The following is a 16,257-nucleotide window of genomic DNA, read 5'->3' on the forward strand; positions in this document are numbered from 1 at the left end:
TAATGTGTACACCGAGCAAAGCGTATTATACATTCACATTAAAGATTAATTTTTTGCTCACGTAAAATTTTTCGTAAATACTTCACAGGTATAGCATAAGTAATGCCACTAGGTTTACTGATCACCGCTTCTTTAGTCTCTTGTACAAACACTTTGTTTATAATGGCAACTACTTGACCTGTTTTCATATCGTACATCGCACTACCACTATTGCCGGGGTAAGCAGTAGCGTCTAACTGGTAAATTAAATAAGGGTTACGCATACTCTTGAGCATTTTCAAACTTAACTGCCCTGCTGATGGTGCAGGAATCACTGTGGGAGTTAAACTGGCAATAATACCGCGATGCGTTACCGGATATAAGCCTAATACTGCACCAATGGGAAACCCTGTAAAAGCAATATAGCTACCATCAGGATAAAACTCGTCAGCAGCGAGTGTCATTGCGGGTAATGGACTCCCTGATAGCTTTAACACCGCAAGATCATAAAGGCTGGAAGTAATTACAATTTCAGCTTTTCTAACGTTAGCTTCTTTACCAGAGCCAATAAATACTGCCATTTCTTGTCGTAAACTCTCATCTAGCATATCAGGCAGTACATGAGCATTAGTGACCACATAAGTACCATCGCCTATAACAAAGCCCGTTCCCCTTAAAATATTCTGTGGGCGACTGGTTGGTGTATGTATACCAATACCTACAACAGAAAGCTTATTTTTCGCGACAACATTAACAAAGTTATCATTTGCCTGACTGCTATAACTCACAATAAATAAACTTAAAAGAACAACAATACGATTAAAGAGTTTCATAATATTCCTTGAATACTCGTGTTAATAGAAAGTATTAATAATTTAGCCTACCTAGCTCAGAATAAATACACAATATCTTTCGCAAAAAACCAAACATTAGCCATACTTAATTGAATAAAATAAAAGACACCTATAGTCTCATACCGAATAGGAAGCTAAATGACTAAAGCGATAGTACCTATTTTTGCTGGCGGTGGTACACGCCTGCCTGCTCATTTAGGGGTATTAAAAGCACTAGAGTTACTTGATGTTCCTTTTAAGGATTTAGTTGGCGTATCAGGGGGGAGTATTATCTCCAGTTTTTATGCCGCTGGCATGCCAATTAATCAAATTAAAAACATTGCCTTAAAAACTAATTATCAGCAATTTAGAGAGTTCTCACTACTCAAGCTAATACGTCACGGCGGTTTAAGCTCTGGCGATGCCTTTGAGCGTTGGGTTGATAGTCACTTAGAAGGGAAAACCTTTTCTCAGTTAGAAAAAAAACTACACATAGTGGCAACGGATGTCACTAACGGTAAACCCGTTATTTTTAATGCCGATTTAACTCCTGACATGAAAGTATCAACGGCAGTACGCTTTTCCATGTCAATTCCCCTCGTGTTTAGTTTTAAACCTTTTGGTAAACGGATTATGGTCGATGGGAGTATTTTATCTGAAGATGCTTTGCATAGAGACTGGGATAACAAAGGTACCCCCGTTTTATGCTTTCGTTTACGTGGCGAGCACGAATACGATCATTTAAAGGTTAATGGTTTTTTCCCCATTTATAACTACGTAACATTATTAATTCGCACCTTTATGACAACAATTTCTCGTGAGTATATTAATGAAAGTTTTTGGCATAACACCATTGTTATTAATATTGGTGAACACTCTGCCGTTGACTTTAAAATGACCAAAGAACAAAAACATGAGCTTTATAAAATAGGATTTCAAACCGCTATGGAAATTATCCCCATTAAAATCGCACATTAAACTTACTGCCTATGTATTTTTTAAAAGATTATCGTTGTAATACGTCACGACACATAACGTACGTTTGTATATTTTTATTGTATTCCTTAGCAAGTGTACAGCAAACCGCTTTGAGCAATGAAGCGCCTCTTTATACAGATGAGTATTTAGCCTTAAAGAAAATATTAATATCAGACCCTAGCAAAGCATTAACTCAGGCTAACTATTTGCTTGAACAAAAAAACACCGTTCATCAAACTCTTAATTTATTAGAAATCAAAGTTTACTCTTATTTATATACTAATAAATATTCCGAGGCTTTTGCTGTTATAGAAGAAATAGCAAACGTCGTTAAAAATAATCCATCGCCATTAGCTCAATGGAAACTGCACTATATTCAAGGAACCAGTTACTGGCACACCGAGCAAGGTAATCAAGCCATTAAGCATTACGCAAAAGCTTATGACTTTATTAAACCCCATCAAAACTATACATACGAGCGCGCCAACACCGAAAATGCGCTTGGCTATATTTCTGTTAAGTTGGGCTTTTATAAAGAAGCTATCCCTTATTTAACTGATTCACTCAACTTTAATAAGAAACGCAATGATCCTATATATTTAGGCCAGGCCTATAACAATTTAGGGGAAGCTTATTTTGGCTTAGAACAATATGAGAAAGCAGCAGAATTACATCAACAAGCCTTAGCAATAAGACTTAAAAACAAGTTAACTTTCCACTCTTCCTACTCGTACCATAATTTAGGGCTTATTTACAAAGTAAAAAATGAGCCTGAAAAGGCTCAGCTGAGCTTACTTAAAGCGATAGAAATAAGAAAAGAGAACCATTTTATTAAAGGGCTACTCGCCAGCCAACTAGAGCTAGCGAAATTATATAATGAAACCGAGCAAGACAAAGCAAGTGAAGACTTATTATTAGATATTATTCTTATCGCCGAAAAAGAAAAAAAATACACAACCCTCGCAGAGGCTTATAAATTACAAACACAACGCTATGAGAAACGTAAACAATTTAAAGAAGCTTTTCATGCCTTGCACAACTACCAAAATATACTCGCCAAAATACAGCTGAATATTAATGATGCAGAGTTAACCAGCTACATCACAAAGCTAAGTACTGTAACCAAAAACTTAGATATTTTATCTTTAAATAAAGCCAACGAGATTAAACAGTTAAAAATAAATAATGTTGAGCAGCGTAGCACTCTTATTATTATTTTCGGCAGTATAATCGTTATTATTTTGAGCGTTTTTCTGGGGTTATTACATAGCCGACGTAAAAAAATACAAAATATAAACACAAACCTATCAATCACGTTAGAAAATCTACGCACTACGCAAGCAAAGTTAATTGAGTCTGAAAAAATGTCCGCATTAACCATTCTTGTTTCAGGTGTTGCACATAAAATAAACACGCCGCTAGGGAATAGCGTCACGGCAATTTCCCATATAGCATATATGACTAAAAACCTTTCTCTACAGGTTGAAGCTAACCAGATCACTAAAAACACGTTCACAGAGTTTATTACCACATTAGAGCAAAGCTGCAACTTAGCATTGAATAATATGAACACTGCTGCTGAGTTAGTCAGCCACTTTAAGCTGCTATCAACCCAACTCGCTGGAGACAAAAAAGAGAAGTTTAATATATTAACGCAATTACAAAGTCAGGGTGAGGCTATAGCAACTAACCTACTTACTCATCAAGATGAAGTAAATATACATGGCGATAATATAAGCATAGAAGGCTACCCTACCGCATTGCAGAAAGTGTTAGAGCATTTAATCAATAATTCACGAGAACATGGCCAACAAGAGGGGAAAAATCTTATTATTGATATTGCCGTAAAGCATAAAAACGCTCCGAAAGCGCACACTGAGCATTTAGAGATAACCTATCAAGATAATGGCAAGGGCATTGATAAGTATTTAATGGGTAAAGTATTCGATCCATTTTATACTACTCAAATGGGTGGTCATAATATCGGTTTAGGCTTAAGTGTGGTTTATAATTTAGTCGTTCAACTAATGCAAGGAACAATTAGCTGTGAAGAGTCTGACGCTGGCACTACCCTTTTTAAAATAACACTACCAATCACAATTACAGACGCCTAGTTCAACTTAACTGCAAACAATCACTGATGTCTGCTCAATAGCGTTGTTAAAATACCGCAGCCAAGGTATATTGCTTCATTATTATTAACTGATTAACCTCTTAATTGGGTTAATTAACGCATTGTTAATACGTAGTAAGAAATTTATCTGGACGTAAAATGACTACTCTCGTACACCAACTCATCAGTAATTCTGCAAAAAAAACACCTAATAGCATCGCATTACAACAAAAAGATCAGCAGCTTACTTATCAAGAATTAAACTCTCATATAAGCAGCGTGGCTAATGTTTATAAGTCGCTGAATGTAAAAGCAGGTGATCGTATCGGTATTTATTTAGCCAAAAATTTTTATAATGTCGAAGCGATGTTTGCTTGTAGTCAAGCTAATGCGGTCTTTGTGCCTATTAATCCAGTGTTAAAAGCCCCACAAGTTCAGCACATTATTAACGACTGTCAAATATCAGTGCTGGTTACAAATATTGCACGCTTCACAGCATTACAAGAGATACTCATTGCGCTAAAAAGTATTAAACACATTATTATTACCGACTTAAACGATAATAATATAAAAAAGGTTGATAGCATTGATGGAGTTAAAATTCATTGCTGGCGTAATTTAGCCCAACAGAATACCACTGATACGCACGAACTAACCACACAGGGGTTAACCTCAAATAACTCAACTATATTAGCCCCATCAGAGCAATTAGCCGCTATTTTATATAGCTCAGGTAGCACCGGTAAACCTAAAGGTATTATGCTTAGCCATAAAAATCTGATTTTGGGCGCTCAATCCGTAAGTAAATACTTAGAAAACACCGAAGAAGACAGACTGTTAGCTGTATTACCGCTAAGTTTTGACTATGGTTTAAACCAATTAACTACCATGTTTCTAGTGGGCGGGCGCTGTGTTTTGTTAGATTACTTGTTTGCTAATGACGTACTTAAAGCTGTCGCGAAGTATAAAATTACAGGTCTTGCAGGCGTGCCACCGTTATGGGCACAACTTATAAAGACTAAGTGGCATGAATACTCAACCCAATCATTAAGATATTTCACAAACTCTGGTGGGGTATTACCCGTAGTGGTTATTAAACAGCTACGATCATACCTACCTCAAGCTAAACCTTATTTAATGTATGGGTTAACAGAGGCTTTTCGCTCAACTTATTTATCACCCGATGAAATTGATAATAAAACTGGCTCTATGGGAAAAGCAATCCCTAATGCCGAAGTGTTAGTATTAAGGCCTGATGGTAGTGAATGTGAAGTTAATGAAGTTGGTGAATTAGTGCATATTGGCCCGTTAGTTAGTTTAGGTTATTGGCAAAATATTGAGGCAACTAAACAGCGCTTTAAAGCGACTCCCTCACTTGCCATTAATTGCGAAAAATCACCACTAGCGGTTTATTCCGGTGACTTCGTTAAACGTGATGCTGATGGTTTTTTATATTTTATTGCCCGCCAAGATGAAATGATAAAAACCTCTGGCTATCGTGTTAGTCCAAGTGAAGTAGAAGAAGTTATTTTACAACAAGCTAATATTAACGAGGTCGTTGTTTTAGGCATTCAAGACAAAGAATTAGGCCAAGCTATTATTGCTGTACTATCGCTCCTTGATAATAGTCCACTTGACGAAAATAAAGTAATTGAGCGCACATTACAGCAGCATTGTAGTTTATCATTAGCAAATTATATGGTGCCCAAGAAGTTCATAATACTCGATAGTTTACCTAAAAATGCTAATGGCAAGCTTGACCGTAATTTACTTAAACAACAGTATGACAATACTTCTCAGTAAGTTAATAACATCACAGAGCGTTATAGAGATAAACAATGATAAAAAATAGCGAAAAACTAACGGAAGCCAGAGCCATTCCTAAACAGTTCAAGCATGATAATAATAAACTACTACTTGGTGGCTTAAGTTTGACCAATATTGAATTATTACTCGGTAGTACTCCTTATTATGCTTATGACAAACAAATCATTACCGAAAAAGTAGCCTCGTTAAAAGCCGCTCTACCTAGCGATATAACCTTGCATTACGCGATAAAAGCCAATCCTTATCAACCGATTGTTAATTTACTTGCTCAACAAGTAAGTGGCTTTGATGTTGCATCTAAAAAGGAGATGTTACTAGCACTACAAACCGGTATGCCTGCAAACAACATTAGCTTTGCTGGCCCAGGAAAAACAATCGCAGACATTAGCGCAGCCATTATCGCAGGAGTTACCCTACACGTAGAATCACCCACGGAAATAAGTCGAGTAGCAAATACTGCGCAACAACTTTCACTAAGAGCAAATATAGCAATTAGGGTTAACCCTGAGTTTGAATTAAAGCACTCTGGTATGAAAATGTCTGGTGGTGCTAAACCTTTTGGTATTGATGAAGAAGCACTACCTGAATTAATTCCTCAATTACCTTTTGAGCATATCAACTTACGCGGCTTCCATATTTATTCAGGTTCACAAAACCTTAACGCTGACGCGATATTATCAACGCAACAACAAACATTATCCTTAGCAACGAAACTCATCACATTAGCACAACAATATAACCCGACAAAAATTGATTATATTAATATGGGGGGCGGCTTAGGTATTCCTTACTTTAAGAATGAAAAACCTTTAGATATAGAGTACCTTGGCAATCAACTTACAACGATACTCAAATCATTTAAATCGAAATTTGCCGATGTTGAGGTGATTCTCGAATTAGGTCGTTATCTAGTAGGTGATGCTGGTATTTATGTCACGAAAGTTATTGATAAAAAAGTATCTCGTGGCACAAGCTATTTAGTTTGTGATGGCGGCTTACATCATCATTTAGCTAATTCAGGTAATTTTGGTCAGGTTATTCGTAAGAATTACCCTGTTGCTATAGGTAACAAGCTTGCAGGAGATGAACGAGAACAAGTTTCGATTGTCGGCCCATTATGTACACCGTTAGATATTTTGGCAGATAAGGTCACCTTACCCACAGCAACAATTGATGATTATGTGGTGGTATTTCAATCGGGAGCCTATGGCGCATCAGCAAGCCCAAAAGACTTTCTAAGCCAACCTGAGCTTAAAGAGGTTCTGCTATAAGCTGCACTTCAGTCATTCAAGGAGTTAAAAATATATTAATTGAGGGTTATTCAAAGTATCGGACTATAATTATACCAATACGCTTTTAATGTGAACGCACATAGTGCAATATTCGAGCAGACCTTAGGTCAAATAATCGTTTGTCATTATTTACTTAAACAATATGGAAGACTAATGAACTGGAATAAACGTTTACTTAACACCCCAATTATTGGTGATATCACCAAAAAAATTGTTTCGATAAAAGCAAGCAGGGAAGCGCATAGCATTTCAGATCATTTTACTCAATTTTTACAACCTCACATAGCCGTTAATCAAACGTTAAAAGAAGAAGCATTTAAAATTAGACACAACGTTTACTGCGAAGAACTTGCATTTGAAGATATTAAGCCAGACGGCCAAGAAAAAGATGAGTTCGACGAACAGTCAATTTTCTCATTAATTAAGCACAAGCCAACAGACACTTTTACCAGCTGCGTTCGTTTAGTCACCTCACAAAAGCCGGGTCAATTACTACCTATTGAAAAATATTGTTTGCACTCTATAACCAATACCAACCTGAGCCCTGAGCGTTTTAACCGTAATGAAATCGCTGAAATATCACGGCTGGCGGTTAAGTCAGATTTCAGACGCCGTAAAGCCGATCACTATAAAGGCTCCGCAACTGGGGTTATCAGCGAAGTAAGCTATTCAGAAACAGAGTTACGTTGCTTCCCTTTTATCGCTATTGGTTTATATATGGCTGCCGCCACTATGGGGATGAACACAGGGATAAGGCACGTTTACGTGATGATGGAGCCAAGATTAGCAAGAAGCATGCGCTTTATTGGTATTGCTTTTGAACAACTAGGCCCTCCTGTTGACTATCATGGCTTACGCGCCCCTTATTATATTAATCCAGAGATATTTATGAAAAACTTGTCTCCTGGCTTTAAAAGCCTATACACAACCATAGAGAAAGATATAAAAAAACAGCTTAAGCAGTTAGAGCTACTTAAATAATCTAATAAGAAGATCATAGCAAATGAACACTGCATTATTAGCGCTAATCCAAGAAAAACTATCTATAGATTCAACATTGTCTGCCGACAGCACCGTTATTTCACAGTACCTTCAAGGAACCGAAGGGTTGGATAACTTCTCAGAAAAAAAACGACAAATGTTGGCAGTTATTATCATCAAAAAATCCTCTGAGATTAAAGTGCTACTTGATTTAGCAAACCATTACGCTAAAGATGAGGCTTTACGTTTCTCTCTATACCCAGTAAGCACTGGAAATAACTGGGGTTACGGCACATCTCAACCTGCCGGGAAAGGCGAAAATATAATAATACTTGATCTCAGTCAGCTAACTAGAATTATAGATTTTGATGCTGAACTTGGTTTAATTACACTTGAACCCGGCGTTACCCAACAACAGCTCAGTGACTACTTAATTTCGCTTGACGATAGTTACATGGTACCAGTAACAGGAGCTGGGCCAGACTGTTCAATACTGTCAAATGCATTAGAACGAGGTTATGGTATTACCCCTTATACTGACCATTTTAGTGCGGTCACCAGTATTCAAGGTTATTGGGCAAATGGCAGCCCTTTTCAATCTGCGGTCAATGAACTTGACCAATCTCAAGAGCAGTTTGTTGATAAAACATTTAAATGGGGTGTAGGCCCATATTTAGATGGCTTATTTACTCAGTCAAACTTAGGCGTAGTTAGTCAAATGACACTTCGTTTAGCGAAGAAAAAACCCGATTTCACTTCTTTTTTCATCCAGCTAAACGATGACAATCAACTTGAAGATGTTGTTCCTCTGATAAGGCAAGTACTGCAAGATTACGAAGGTATTGTCGGCTCAATTAATTTAATGGATAAGCGACGTATTTTGTCGATGTTTGCCACAAACCCAAATGGCGAAGATACACATAGTGTTATGCATCAAAAAGATATTCTCCGACTAGGCAAAGAATTACAAGCACCGTGCTGGACTATTGTCGGCACTATTTACGGCAGTAAAGCGGTGGTTAGTGCCGTAAAACGTGAGATAAACGCCCTCTTCAAAAACCTTCCTTGTAAACGTGTTTATTCAAATAGTTTGCTGATTACCTGTGCCAATAAAGTAATATCGGCATTACCTCAGTGGTTAATTGAAAAAGTCGCCCCTTTAAAGGTTATTAGTGAGCAACTAAACTCCTTCAACAAGGGGAAAGAGATCATGCTGGGTAAGCCAAATAAAGTCGCCTTAAAACTTGCTTATTGGCGACACCCACAGGCATCATCATTTGATAAAGCGGCATTATCGCCTAGCAAAGATGGTTGCGGACTGCTTTGGTACGCTCCTTTAATTACAATGAAAGCAGGAAAAATGCGTGAATTTGTTGATTTTATTCGTGATACTTGCCCTAAGTATAATATCGAGCCTTTTATAACATTTACTAATTTACGACATGATTGTGTTGATAGTACCATTCCAATAGTCTTTGACTTAAGCAACCCTCAAGCGGTTAGCGATGCACATAACTGCTTAAAAGACTTAGTAGAAAACGGCTTAAAAAAAGGCTTTGTGCCTTATCGTTTAAATATAGATCAACAGCAATGGTTGCTAAATAAAGAGACACCTTTTTGGCAAACCGTTAATGCTATCAAAGAAGCTCTTGATCCCAACCACATATTAAGTAAAGGGCGCTACAACCCTCGCTAGTTAACCTGAGCTCGGCTTAACAAATGTTTCTCTAGCAACTACTTTTCCTAACTTCTTCGTTAAATTTACTTGCAATAGGCTAGCTATTGACGCGAAATTTGCCTTGAATTAAGAAAAACTATCAAGCTAGAGACTCATAAAAGTAGTTTTTTCTTATATTTCAATTTGTTAAATATCTCTTAAACCGAGTTCAGGTTAGTTAACCTAAACTCAACTTTTTTGTTTTAAAAAGTATAAAAAAGCCCGATTAACGAGAGTTAATCGGGCGATAAATATTATTTTTTAACCTAAATTTAGCTAATAAACGTTAAGTATTATTTAAAGCTAACTTTCAACTTGAATACGGGTAATGTTTGCACCTAATGCTTGTAATTTATCTTCAATTCGTAAATAGCCACGATCGATATGATAAATTCTATCAACTTGTGTTGGCGTTTTAGCAACTAAGCCGGCAATAACTAAACTTGCAGAAGCGCGTAAATCAGTGGCCATAACTTGTGCGCCATTTAGGCTTTCAACGCCTTTAACAATCGCTGTATTACCTTCTAATGAAATATTGGCTCCCATACGCTGTAATTCAGGGGCATGCATAAAGCGATTTTCAAAAATGGTTTCTATAACTGTCGCCGTACCTTGAGCTAAAACGTTCATCGTCATAAACTGTGCTTGCATATCAGTAGGAAACGCTGGGTGCGGTGCTGTTCTAATATTCACAGCTTTAGCAGGTCCTGACATGATTAGTTCAATCCAGTCATCGCCCGTATTAATTGTAGCGCCAGCTTCTTGTAACTTACTTAATACCGCTTCTAATGCACTAGGGTCAGTATTTAAACATTTGATATGACCTTGCGTTACTGCCGCAGCAACTAAAAAAGTTCCTGTTTCAATACGATCAGGCATAACACGATAAGCACTGCCATTTAGCTCACTAACACCTTCAATTGTTAAGGTATCGGTACCTGCACCGGTAATTTTAGCGCCCATACTAATAAGACAGTTAGCTAAATCAACAATTTCAGGCTCACGTGCTGCATTTTCAATAATAGTAGTGCCTTCAGCTAACGCTGCAGCCATCATTAAGTTTTCAGTACCGGTAACACTAACCGTGTCCATAAAGATATTAGCACCATTTAAGCGCCCATCTTTTTTAGCGACAATATAGCCATTTTCAACATCAATATCGGCACCCATGGCTTTAAGACCTTGAATGTGCAAATCAACTGGTCTAGCGCCAATGGCACAACCACCCGGTAACGAAACTTCAGCATGTCCCATACGAGCGAGTAATGGACCAAGCACAAGAATTGAAGCACGCATCGTTTTAACTAAATCGTAAGGTGCACGACATAAATCAATAGTACTGGCGTCAATCGAAAGTTCATCGTCAGCTAACCACTGTGTTTTAGCGCCTAACTGCGTAAGCAGTTTAACCGTGGTTAAAATGTCATTTAACTGCGGAACATTACTAAAAACTATTGGTGTTTTTGACAATAATGCCGACATTAAAATAGGAAGAGCTGCGTTTTTTGCTCCCGAAATAACCACTTCACCTTGAAGAGGCGTACCACCAATAACTTTAAATGCTTCCAAAATAAATCACTACTTTCTTTTAAAACTAAAATTAAATCAACGAAGTAAACTCAACAGCTTATAAGCTATTAAACATTTTATCTCGTTGCCACTGCGCTTTGTTGTATGTTTTCACTGAAACAGCATGCACGCTACCGTCTTTAATTAACTCAGCTAAAGGCTTTAATACCGCTTGTTGGCGCTTAACTCGACTTAAGTCATCAAACATATCACTTACAGCGATAATACGACATTGCGAACCATCAAATTTTACTTGTATTTCATCAAGTTCGAGTGCTTCAGTTACACGTTGCTTAATTAGTACTTCTACTTCACTTATTTCCAAGCGAATTCTCCTACATTATTCTGTGTTATTCGCTTACGGTTACCGGCAATAGACCGTTAACGCCGCTTAACGCTATTAGTTTGTATAATTTTTCGGGGAAATGCATAAAGGTTATTTCACACGAGTGTGCGATGCTTTGTTCAAGCAAATAAAATAACCAAGCAAGACCTGCAGTATCAACTTTAGTGACGGCGCTTAAGTCTACCGTAACATGATCAAACGAAAAGCAGTTAGAATAATTGTTCTTGTTAATAAGAGCAAGGCTATGGCGACTTAATTCACCATTAATCGATAATACTTTATCTGCAATTGTTAAATTAACACTACTCACATGCTAACCTTTTTCATCATTAAAGCTATCAACCACAGCGTCTTTATCTGCGCCGTCTTTGAAGACAATGTTACGTTCACTTTTCTTTTTTAATAGCTCAGTAACGTAGGCTAACCCTTTTTGCCTAATAATACTGCCAAGCTCTGCTTGTTTAGAGTCGAGTAAGCTTACACCTTCTGCAATCATATCAAATGCTTGCCATGTATCGTCTTTAGTGTTTCTTCGCACTTTAAAAGAAACATCAATATCATCACGCCCGGGCATAATGACACGCGTATTAACAGCAATAATTTTATTATCTTTAAAGTCTCTCTCACGTTCAAAAATAACTTGCTGATTATCATAGAGTGTAAAAACTTGCGCGTAAGAAGTAATTAGGTACTCCTTAAAAACAGGGACAAATTCACTGCGCTCTTCTTTAGTGGTATTTCTTAAGTGCTGTCCTACTACTTTAAACGCTGAATATTGATAATTCACATAAGGCATCAACTCTTCACGAACAATATCTTTAAGAATATTAGGATTTTTTCTAATATTTTCTTGTTCATCAGCAAAGCGTTTAAAGGTAAGGCTTGCTACTTCTTCAATCATTTTGTAAGGATTTTTTTGATCAACAAGATTTGCACTAGCGCTTTGGCTTGTTGCTTCTTCTGCTTGCCCACCTATTGCAAACACTTGGCTACTATAACTTACTGATGTTAGTGCTATTGCACAAAGAATGCTCTTTAATGTCATTGCTTTACTCACTGTATTGCTTACCATGTTATTCATCACCACTTCCTTGGCTAAATAAAAATTGACCTATTAACTCTTCTAAAACTAATGCAGGTTTAGTGTCTTCAATAAAGTCACCTGGTTTTAATGTATCTAAAGACTCATCAACAAAGCCTGGCTGAATCCCTAAATATTGTTCACCTAATAACCCTGAAGTTAAAATAGCCACTGAAGTTGCTTCAGAAAAGTTATTATATTGCGTATAAATATCTAATGTAACGACGGGAGTATAATCATCATTCGCTAATGATATTTTGCTCACTCGCCCTACTACAACGCCACCAACCTTAATTGGTGAGCGTACTTTCAGACCACCAATATTATCAAACTTTGCTTGAAGTTGGTAAGTTTCCCCTCCTCCTGAAATACCCGTGTTAGCCACTTTCAGTGATAACATTAATAAGGCAAGAATCCCTAACGCTACAAATATTCCAACTAATAACTCTGTTTTTTTCGACACCATGTCTTCACCAACGCCTTAATTACCTATAAATGACAAATTAATAATAGTAGCCAACTGATATAAGGTAACGGGGGTTACATTACTGTAGCTATACTATTGAACTTAAACTAACCTATTTAACCTCTTTATTTTTAAAAGGGCTTACCTTGCAAACATTAACGCCGTTAAAATAAAGTCTAAACATAAAACTAATAAAGATGACTGCACAACCGTTGAGGTCGTTGCTCTGCTAATACCTTCTGATGTTGGTTCACAATCGTAGCCTTTATATACCGCTATCCAAGTAACCACGAAAGCAAAAACCACACTCTTAATCACACCATTAAGAATATCTTTTTGGAAATCGACCTGCCCTTGCATTACCGACCAAAAGGTACCGCCGTCAACACCTAACCAGTCAACACCAACTAAATGCGCCCCTAAAATACCAACCATAGAAAAAATGGCAGCAAGTAAAGGTAGTGCAATAAAGCCAGCCCAAAAACGTGGCGCTATAACACGTCTTAGCGGGTCAACCGCCATCATTTCTAAACTTGATAATTGCTCAGTAGCTTTCATTAGGCCAATTTCAGCCGTAAGTGCGGAGCCTGCTCTACCCGCAAATAAAAGCGCCGCAACCACAGGACCTAATTCACGTAATAAAGAAAGCGCGACCATAGGTCCCAAACTTGCTTCAGCACCATAGCCCACTAAAATGGTATAACCTTGTAACGCTAAGACCATGCCAATGAATGCCCCTGACACGATGATGATCAATAGTGACATTACACCAACACTGTGTAATTGCTGAATTAATAAGGGGGTTCCTTTCTTAAAGTTTGGCACATGCATTAACGCAGAAACCAATAGCATTACTGCTCGCCCTAAACCACTGATAACGCCCAGCGTATTTCGACCAAGTTGCTGTATTTGCGTTATCATTTAGCACCTCCAGCACTACTTGGTTTAATGAGTTCATCTTTATAATTTGGCGCGTCGTAATGAAACGGCACAGCTCCGTCAGCTTCACCACGAACAAATTGCTGCACTAAAGGAGAAGTTGCTTGGCGAATTTGCTCTGGCGTTCCATGACCAATAATTTTTTTATCCGCAATAATATAAATATAATCAGCGATACTCATCACTTCGGGTACGTCGTGCGAGACAACAACCGACGTTAGACCAAGCGCATCATTAAGAGAGCGAATTAAACGTACAATTACCCCCATTGAAATCGGGTCTTGGCCAGCAAAAGGTTCATCATATAAAATTAATTCAGGATCTAAAGCAATGGCGCGCGCTAAGGCAACCCTTCGAGCCATGCCACCTGAAAGTTCACTTGGCTGCAAGTGTTTGGCACCACGCAACCCTACGGCCTCTAGCTTCATTAAAACAATTTTTTCAATTAAGTATTCTGGTAAATTACAATGTTCGCGAATAGGGAAAGCAATATTATCGTAAACACTCATGTCGGTGAATAGCGCACCACTTTGAAATAACATACTCATACGTTTACGTACTTCGTAGAGATCATTACGTGATAATTTGGGAATATTATGTTCAGCAAAATAAATATTGCCTGAGTCAGGTTTTATTTGCCCGCCAATCAAACGTAGCAGTGTCGTTTTTCCGATACCACTAGGCCCCATAATGGCAGTAACTTTTCCAGTAGGGATAGACAAACTAATATTATCGTAAATAACACGTTCACCTCGTTTAAAGGTAAGGTTTTCGATTTGTACTAATTTTTCAGGCTGTTCAGAATTGGGCATTTAATTAACATCAATGTTGTTTAATTTATTCGCTATAAGCTGTGTTTTGTTAAAGACACGGGAACAGCAATAAAAATTCTTCAGAATATCCATTGATTTTACCTGAGCGGCGGCAATTGTTCATTAGAAAAAGTAAGCTAAAGGACAATTTAATGTAAGATTAGCGGCCTAAATTGTAAGAAAATGATCATTTATTACTTTTATTTTACATTAGCTAGCGAGTTAATTGCGTAAAACAGCAGCAATCTGCTTTTTTTTTTCTTCATCGGGCATTATTTGCTTTTGTTTTAGTTCACAACCAGCGACAATTTAACCTTACGAAAGTGGAGTTATCATGTTAGAACAAATTATTATTTTATTACTTGCCCTTGTTGCACTTGTTTGGAGTGCAGACAAATTTGTATTTGGCGCTTCTTCATTAGCGAGAAACTTGGGCGTTTCGCCTATGATTATCGGTTTAACCATTGTAGCTATGGGATCATCAGCACCTGAAATGATGGTAGCGGCAACAGCTTCTTTGCAAGGTAATGTTGATACCGCTATTGGTAACGCTATTGGCTCAAACATTACCAATATTGCATTAGTATTAGGGGTTACCGCGTTATTAAAACCATTAACGGTTTCATCTCAAACCGTTAAACGAGAAATTCCACTCATATTAGGCGTTACCGCGCTCGCTTATTATGTGCTTTATGATCAACACTTTAGTTTTATTGAAGGGGTCATTTTAGTTATTGGCTTTGCCATTTACATTCTTGCGCTACTGTTTATTACCCTACAAAAAACCAAAGATAAGCCCAGTGATGATCCTTTAATTTTAGAAGCAGAAAAAGATGTACCACCTGCTGCACCGCTAAAATCATCAATATTTTGGCTAGTTATCGGTATGGTAGTATTGCCATTAAGTGCAGGTTATTTAGTTGAATCCTCGGTATTTATTGCCAAAGAGTTTGGCATTAGCGATTTAGTTATCGGACTTACTATTATTGCTATTGGTACTAGCTTGCCTGAACTTGCTGCCTGCATTGCCAGTATCATTAAAAAAGAAGACGACTTAGCACTAGGAAATATTATTGGCTCCAATATTTTTAATATTTTAGCCGTATTACCAATTGCAGCACTCATTGCACCAGGAGACATCGACCCGTTAGCAACAACACGTGACGCGCCTTACATGCTTGGTGTAACTTTGTTACTCTTTATTTTATGTTTTAGCCGTAAGTTAGGTTACTTTAGAATAACCCGTGGTAAAGGGGCTTTATTATTAATCAGTTTCGCGGCTTATCAAGTGCTACTATTTAATTAAAAAGTATCGCTAACTGTA

General features: G+C 37.5%; 15 protein-coding genes. 7 read left to right on the top strand and 8 right to left on the bottom strand.

Going from position 1 to position 16,257, the window contains the following annotated elements:
* Positions 1-38: 38 nt before the first annotated feature.
* Positions 39-812, bottom strand: coding sequence for a S1 family peptidase (locus ABD005_RS02285; protein ID WP_343814518.1), 774 nt, complete (start codon positions 810-812; stop codon positions 39-41).
* A 159-nt stretch (positions 813-971) separates the two neighbouring features.
* Here ABD005_RS02285 and ABD005_RS02290 point away from each other — a divergent pair, with 159 nt between their 5' ends.
* From ABD005_RS02290 to ABD005_RS02315, 6 genes are all read left to right on the top strand, one after another.
* Complete coding sequence (locus ABD005_RS02290) at positions 972-1,790, top strand: patatin-like phospholipase family protein (RefSeq protein ID WP_215980181.1); 819 nt, start codon at positions 972-974, stop codon at positions 1,788-1,790.
* A 110-nt stretch (positions 1,791-1,900) separates the two neighbouring features.
* Positions 1,901-3,904: a tetratricopeptide repeat-containing sensor histidine kinase gene (locus ABD005_RS02295; RefSeq protein ID WP_215980180.1), complete on the top strand. Its 2,004-nt coding sequence runs from the start codon at positions 1,901-1,903 to the stop codon at positions 3,902-3,904.
* Positions 3,905-4,062: 158 nt separating this feature from the next.
* A complete protein-coding gene (locus ABD005_RS02300) occupies positions 4,063-5,706 on the top strand; it encodes an acyl-CoA ligase (AMP-forming), exosortase A system-associated (protein ID WP_343814522.1) in 1,644 nt (547 codons plus the stop codon).
* Between the two features lie 35 nt (positions 5,707-5,741).
* Positions 5,742-7,001 (top strand): pyridoxal-dependent decarboxylase, exosortase A system-associated, encoded by a 1,260-nt coding sequence (locus ABD005_RS02305; protein ID WP_343814524.1) that lies wholly within the window; start codon positions 5,742-5,744, stop codon positions 6,999-7,001.
* A 174-nt stretch (positions 7,002-7,175) separates the two neighbouring features.
* A complete protein-coding gene (locus ABD005_RS02310) occupies positions 7,176-8,003 on the top strand; it encodes a PEP-CTERM/exosortase system-associated acyltransferase (protein WP_215980177.1) in 828 nt (275 codons plus the stop codon).
* Positions 8,004-8,025: 22 nt separating this feature from the next.
* Entirely contained in the window at positions 8,026-9,699 is a 1,674-nt protein-coding gene (locus ABD005_RS02315) for an FAD-binding protein (RefSeq protein WP_343814527.1), read from the top strand.
* 324 nt (positions 9,700-10,023) lie between these two features.
* Here ABD005_RS02315 and murA read toward each other — a convergent pair whose 3' ends face one another.
* The 7 genes from murA to mlaF form a co-directional block, all read right to left on the bottom strand.
* On the bottom strand, positions 10,024-11,289 hold the full coding sequence (murA, locus tag ABD005_RS02320; protein ID WP_215980175.1) for a UDP-N-acetylglucosamine 1-carboxyvinyltransferase: 1,266 nt from the start codon (positions 11,287-11,289) through the stop codon (positions 10,024-10,026).
* A 58-nt stretch (positions 11,290-11,347) separates the two neighbouring features.
* Positions 11,348-11,614, bottom strand: a complete 267-nt coding sequence (locus ABD005_RS02325; protein ID WP_215980174.1) for a BolA family protein — start codon at positions 11,612-11,614, stop codon at positions 11,348-11,350.
* A 25-nt stretch (positions 11,615-11,639) separates the two neighbouring features.
* Positions 11,640-11,945 carry an STAS domain-containing protein gene (locus tag ABD005_RS02330; protein WP_343814532.1) on the bottom strand — a complete coding sequence of 102 codons (306 nt, stop codon included), beginning with the start codon at positions 11,943-11,945 and terminating at the stop codon, positions 11,640-11,642.
* 3 nt (positions 11,946-11,948) lie between these two features.
* On the bottom strand, positions 11,949-12,716 hold the full coding sequence (locus ABD005_RS02335; RefSeq protein WP_343814535.1) for an MlaC/ttg2D family ABC transporter substrate-binding protein: 768 nt from the start codon (positions 12,714-12,716) through the stop codon (positions 11,949-11,951).
* Positions 12,709-13,182, bottom strand: coding sequence for an outer membrane lipid asymmetry maintenance protein MlaD (mlaD, locus tag ABD005_RS02340; RefSeq protein ID WP_215980171.1), 474 nt, complete (start codon positions 13,180-13,182; stop codon positions 12,709-12,711). The genes ABD005_RS02335 and mlaD overlap by 8 nt, the downstream gene beginning before the upstream one ends.
* Positions 13,183-13,323: 141 nt before the next feature.
* Entirely contained in the window at positions 13,324-14,103 is a 780-nt protein-coding gene (gene mlaE / locus ABD005_RS02345) for a lipid asymmetry maintenance ABC transporter permease subunit MlaE (protein ID WP_215980170.1), read from the bottom strand.
* A complete protein-coding gene (gene mlaF / locus ABD005_RS02350; protein ID WP_343814541.1) occupies positions 14,100-14,933 on the bottom strand; it encodes a phospholipid ABC transporter ATP-binding protein MlaF in 834 nt (277 codons plus the stop codon). The genes mlaE and mlaF overlap by 4 nt, the downstream gene beginning before the upstream one ends.
* Positions 14,934-15,267: 334 nt before the next feature.
* Here mlaF and ABD005_RS02355 point away from each other — a divergent pair, with 334 nt between their 5' ends.
* Positions 15,268-16,239 carry a calcium/sodium antiporter gene (locus ABD005_RS02355; RefSeq protein ID WP_343814544.1) on the top strand — a complete coding sequence of 324 codons (972 nt, stop codon included), beginning with the start codon at positions 15,268-15,270 and terminating at the stop codon, positions 16,237-16,239.
* Positions 16,240-16,257: the final 18 nt, after the last annotated feature.

It is taken from the genome of Colwellia asteriadis (assembly GCF_039523295.1).
Lineage (GTDB): Bacteria > Pseudomonadota > Gammaproteobacteria > Enterobacterales > Alteromonadaceae > Colwellia > Colwellia asteriadis.

Coding starts and splice junctions, on each gene's coding strand:
- ABD005_RS02290 (WP_215980181.1), top strand. CDS start 972: ATGACTAAAGCGATAGTACCTATTTTTGCTGGCGGTGGTACACGCCTG.
- mlaD (WP_215980171.1), bottom strand. CDS start 13,182: ATGGTGTCGAAAAAAACAGAGTTATTAGTTGGAATATTTGTAGCGTTA.
- ABD005_RS02305 (WP_343814524.1), top strand. CDS start 5,742: ATGATAAAAAATAGCGAAAAACTAACGGAAGCCAGAGCCATTCCTAAA.
- ABD005_RS02315 (WP_343814527.1), top strand. CDS start 8,026: ATGAACACTGCATTATTAGCGCTAATCCAAGAAAAACTATCTATAGAT.
- ABD005_RS02335 (WP_343814535.1), bottom strand. CDS start 12,716: ATGAATAACATGGTAAGCAATACAGTGAGTAAAGCAATGACATTAAAG.
- ABD005_RS02285 (WP_343814518.1), bottom strand. CDS start 812: ATGAAACTCTTTAATCGTATTGTTGTTCTTTTAAGTTTATTTATTGTG.
- ABD005_RS02355 (WP_343814544.1), top strand. CDS start 15,268: ATGTTAGAACAAATTATTATTTTATTACTTGCCCTTGTTGCACTTGTT.
- ABD005_RS02310 (WP_215980177.1), top strand. CDS start 7,176: ATGAACTGGAATAAACGTTTACTTAACACCCCAATTATTGGTGATATC.
- mlaF (WP_343814541.1), bottom strand. CDS start 14,933: ATGCCCAATTCTGAACAGCCTGAAAAATTAGTACAAATCGAAAACCTT.
- ABD005_RS02300 (WP_343814522.1), top strand. CDS start 4,063: ATGACTACTCTCGTACACCAACTCATCAGTAATTCTGCAAAAAAAACA.
- mlaE (WP_215980170.1), bottom strand. CDS start 14,103: ATGATAACGCAAATACAGCAACTTGGTCGAAATACGCTGGGCGTTATC.